The sequence below is a fragment of the Adlercreutzia equolifaciens genome (genome assembly GCF_029076695.1).
GTDB lineage: Bacteria > Actinomycetota > Coriobacteriia > Coriobacteriales > Eggerthellaceae > Adlercreutzia > Adlercreutzia equolifaciens_A.
Genome location: NZ_JARFIK010000005.1, coordinates 1 through 4,606 on the forward strand (window position 1 = coordinate 1; position 4,606 = coordinate 4,606).

Annotated in this window: 3 protein-coding genes and 1 pseudogene; all 4 read left to right on the forward strand. The window is 58.8% G+C overall.

Annotation, left to right across the window (positions count from 1 at the left end):
* Positions 1-386: 386 nt before the first annotated feature.
* Positions 387-1,517: a DMT family transporter gene (locus PZH32_RS11160; protein ID WP_275208321.1), complete on the forward strand. Its 1,131-nt coding sequence runs from the start codon at positions 387-389 to the stop codon at positions 1,515-1,517.
* A gap of 321 nt (positions 1,518-1,838) precedes the next feature.
* Positions 1,839-3,179, forward strand: coding sequence for an MFS transporter (locus PZH32_RS11165; RefSeq protein ID WP_275208322.1), 1,341 nt, complete (start codon positions 1,839-1,841; stop codon positions 3,177-3,179).
* 206 nt (positions 3,180-3,385) lie between these two features.
* Positions 3,386-3,976, forward strand: coding sequence for a TetR/AcrR family transcriptional regulator (locus PZH32_RS11170; protein WP_275208323.1), 591 nt, complete (start codon positions 3,386-3,388; stop codon positions 3,974-3,976).
* Positions 3,977-4,095: 119 nt separating this feature from the next.
* Positions 4,096-4,606, forward strand: a pseudogene (locus PZH32_RS11175) (serine/threonine protein kinase); the annotation flags it as partial.

A 4,606-nucleotide genomic window follows, 5' to 3' on the forward strand; every position in this document is an offset into this window, starting at 1 on the left:
ACCCGTTCGGCGGCGGCCTGCACTGCTCCACGGCCGACGTCTACCGCGAGGGCGAGTGCCTGGACTACTTCCCCAACCGCGTCGAGGATCCCACCCTCGTGCGCCCCGACATGTGGAAGTAAGCACCACCTATTCGATGGCTTCTGGGCAGCTCGAACAGGCTGCCTAAAAGCTACCACCCTCCCTCGGGAACAGCTTAGGGCAGCTGCCTGAGGGGATAGCTAGAAAAGAAAGGGGAACAGGTTGTAACGCACAAAGCGGCCTGTTCCCCTTTTTTAGTACGCGGTAAGGGCAAATATGCGCGTACGAACCAGAAGGTGGGTCTCCTCCTTATGGCGCGCTTTCTGGCACTACTCACCTCAAGGGAAAGAAAAAAGGAGGGTTATATGGCTCAGGAGAAAATCGCTCCTCAAGGCGAGGGCAGCGGCTTCCAGATGAACTACACCAAGGGCCTTATCTTCATGCTCATCTCTGCGACGGGCATGGGCCTGGTGCCGCTGTTTTCGCGTTGGGCAACGCGTACCGACATGTTCGACGGTGCTCTCGGCCTGAATGCCGGCGACTCCATCGGCGCTCTCATGGCCTGCGGTCGCATGGGCATGGGTGTCCTGTTCTTCGTCATCTTGATGTTCGCCACCGGCAAGGTGGAAACCTTCAAGAAGCTGAAGCTCACGCCCGCCATCGCGTTGGGCGGTCTTATGATCGGCATGTCGCTGGCCTGCTACGTGACGTCCACGTTGCTCACCACGGTATCCAACGCCGTTATGTTCATCTACACCGGCCCGGTTATCTGCGTGCTGTGCGCCCGTATCTTCCGTAAGGAGCCTATGAGCGGCTTGCAGTGGATCTGCCTCTGCGTCGTGTTCATTGGTATGCTGTTCGGCGAGGGCCTGCTCGGCTTCGGCGTTGGCGGTCAGGCCTTCGGCCTTGACTTCAACCTGGAGACGTCCACGCCTGAGTTCCCGCAGAAGGGTGTCGGTGACGCCTTTGGTCTGCTGTCCGGCCTGTTCTACGGCCTGTCCATGTTCTTCAACGGCTACCGCAAGGATGCCGACACTACCGCCCGTGGCGTGTGGAACTTCATCTTTGCCGTGCTGGGTGCCGGTATCATCACTGTCATCCTGAACTCCCTGGGCTCCAACCCGGGCATGGAGAACTGGGCTCTGAACATCCACTTCACCACGTTCAACTGGATTGGTGCGGTGCTGCTGTGGATCATCTGCGGCCCCATCGCTCTGGGCACGCTGCTGGTGGCCGGCCGCAACCTGCCCGCCATGGACTACGGCACCATCGCTTACTGGGAAGTTCCCGTTGCCATCTTCATCGGCATCGTGATCTTCGCCGAGCCCATGTCCATCAACAGCTGGCTGGGCGTCATCCTCATCTGCGGCGGCGGCGCCTTCCCCACGGTGAAGGCCATGCTGGCCCGCAAGGGTACGGGCAACGTCGACCAGAAGACGCTGGAAAGCATCGAGGCCGAGAACAAGGCCGAGGTCGAAACCCAGGATCTGCCGTAAGGCATTATGACGAAAGCGCCCGTGCCTGCATGGGCGCTTTCTCTTCGAAGCGTGCAGCTTCGCAACACTTCCGAAGCTGGCTGGCATTCGGTGGTGGGAGTGGGGGAGGACCCTTCTCCGATCAGCAAACGTCGAGGGCGGGCTCATCCCGCGCCCTGGCTTAGGAAGACTCAAAGTAAAGCGTCCCTCGCGGCGCAAGAAGAGGAGGTCCGTCCATATCCGCTCAACCCGGATGGGCGGGCCTTTCTGTTGATAAAGGGGGTGGTCCCGTGAGGACTGCGCAAAGCAAAAAGGGGTTTGGAAAGGATCTGGGTGATTTTCATGGCATCTAGTGACACAAGGGTGGCAAGCTCTGCTACCGCCGAGGAAGAGCACGCCACTTTGAGGCGCGTTGCCGTCTCTTCGTTCCTCGGCAACTTTATCGAGTGGTTCGACTATGCGTCCTACTCGTACTTCGCCACGGTTATCGCCTTGGTCTTTTTCCCGGCATCGGATCCCACCGTTGCCCTGATGGAAACGTTCGCCGTGTTTGCTCTTTCGTTCTTGATGCGTCCCGTTGGCGCCTTCTTCTGGGGGCATATGGGCGACAAGAAGGGTCGTAAGTGGGCCCTGGCAACATCCATTCTGCTCATGACGGGCGCCACGTTCTGCATCGGCCTGCTGCCTTCCTACGCCACTGTGGGGCTTCTGGCCCCGGCGCTGCTCTTGTTGCTGCGCATGGTGCAGTCGTTCTCCGCTTCCGGCGAGTATGCCGGTGCGGCTACCTTCCTGGCCGAGTACGCCCCGGCCAACCACCGCGGACTGTATTGCTCGCTGGTGCCCGCTTCTACGGCTACAGGTCTCTTGGTAGGCTCCACCTTGGCCACGCTCATGTTTGTCAACTTCGGCCACGATTCCGCTTTCGTGACCGAGTGGGGTTGGCGTATCCCGTTCTTGCTGGCTGGTCCGTTGGGCATCATTACGCACTACATTCGTACCCGCGTCTCTGACTCGCCGGTCTATCAAGAGATGCAGGACAAGCTGGAGGCGAAGGGCGAAACCGACGACACGCCCATCAAGCTGCTGTTCACCCAGTACTGGAAGCCGTTGCTGGTATCCTTCGGCGCCTGCATGCTGAACGCCGTGGGCTTTTACGCCGTGCTTACCTACCTGCCGAACTACCTGCAGGACACCATCGGCTATGACGCCGGGGCGTCGTCGCTGATCACCACTATCTGCCTGGTGGCCTACATTGCGTTCATCTTCCTGTCGGGCCGCGTGTCCGACCGCTTCGGGCGCAAGAAGATGCTCATCATTGCCTCTGTCGGCTTCATCGTGTTCACGGTGCCGGCCTTCATGCTCATGGGAAGCCAGAACTTCTGGATCATTCTGGTGGTGGAGCTGGTTATGTGCTTGCTGCTTACCATCAACGACGGTACGCTGTCCAGCTATCTGTCCGAGACGTTCCCCACGGAAGTGCGCTACTCGGGCTTCGCCGTCAGCTTCAACTTCGCCAACGCAATCTTCGGCGGTTCGGCCTCGTTCATCTCTATTGCTTTAATCGAGGCAACGGGCAACGCTATTGCGCCGGCCTGGTACATGGTGGCTATCTCTGTTATTGCGCTTATCGCCATGTGCCTGACTCACGACAACTCCAAGAAGAAGCTTACTGACATTCAGTAGCTTCGGGGTAGAATTTGCAGCCCCCGGCTCGTCGACAGGGGAGGGGCGGCTGGGGCTGCAAATTTTTATGCATCTGATCGACGTCCTCGTTTTTAGAGGGCGTCGATTCGTTTTGTGCATGAAAATCGCCTTGGAGTGCACTTTCACAATTCTTTCATTTCTGTTACAGTCACGAAAAGTCCAACTTTGGGAGAAACGAGCCCGCTATGACAAAACCGTTGGCAAAGCCGAAGTCGCTGAAAGCGCAGATTACCCGCACCTCTTTGGTGCTGGCCGCCGCGGCGCTGTTGCGCGAGCGCGGGCCCGAAGCGGTCACCTACCGCAAAGTAGCCGAATGGGCCGGAGCGGCCTCTTCGTCGGTGGGCTACTACTTCGATTCAGTTACCGATCTTCTGTATGAAGCAGGCTGCTATAACATCGAGCTTTGGATTGCGCGCGCCGAGAAGGTGGCCGCTATTGCCGATGGATATGACCAGGAAGAATGCAGAAAACGTGTGGTTAGCTTGCTTATGGAGGCCTGTCTTCCCGATGACACGGTGTCGATGCCGGCCCACTACGCTCAGCTGATTGCCGCTTCCGATGCGCCCGTGGTTACGGAGGCGTATCGCAAGGGTCGCGAGGCCCTTGACGCAGCGGTCAATCGCATTCTGGTGCGTGCCCACGTGGGTCTCACGCCGTCGGTGGTGGTGGCGTTGGTGGACGGCGGCGCCGTGAAGGCTATCTCCGAGGGCTACGAAGTTTCTGATATTGTGCGCGATTTGCTGGAAACTGCCATAAGAGACACAGATCGGAATTGATGAGCTAGAAAATTGTCGAAAATTTTTCGGCGAAAGACTTTTGTGCACCTGCAAAAAATGGTATAACATTCTTGTCTCAAAAGAGACGGAATTAGTGCCTATGAGATAGGAGCACATCCATGGCAAAGATCGTCAGCTCTTGGAACGACTGGGATCCGCTGAAGCGCGTCATCGTCGGCCGCTGCGACAACTCCGTCATCCCGCCGGAGGAGCCCGCCACCTCCGAGAAGGTTCCCGTTGACTCCGCCATGCGCGGCATGTGGGGCCCCCGTCCCTCTGACACCGTCGAGCGCGGCAACGAGTGCCTCGAGAACCTCGTGAAGATCCTCGAGGACCGCGGCGTCGTTGTCGACCGCCCCACGCCCCTGCAGTGGAACCAGGCCATCGGCACTCCCGATTGGCGCAACGACTCCATGATGACCTGCATGCCCCCGCGCGACATCCTGCTCACCATCGGCAACGAGATCATGGCTTCCGCCAACTCCTTCCGCTGCCGCTATTACGAGTACCTGGCCTACTGGGACCTCATGGAGATGTACTTCGAGCAGGACCCGGACTTCAAGTGGACCCAGGCCCCCCGCCCGCGCCTGACGGACAAGTCCTACAAGCACAACTACTACGATGAGAAGA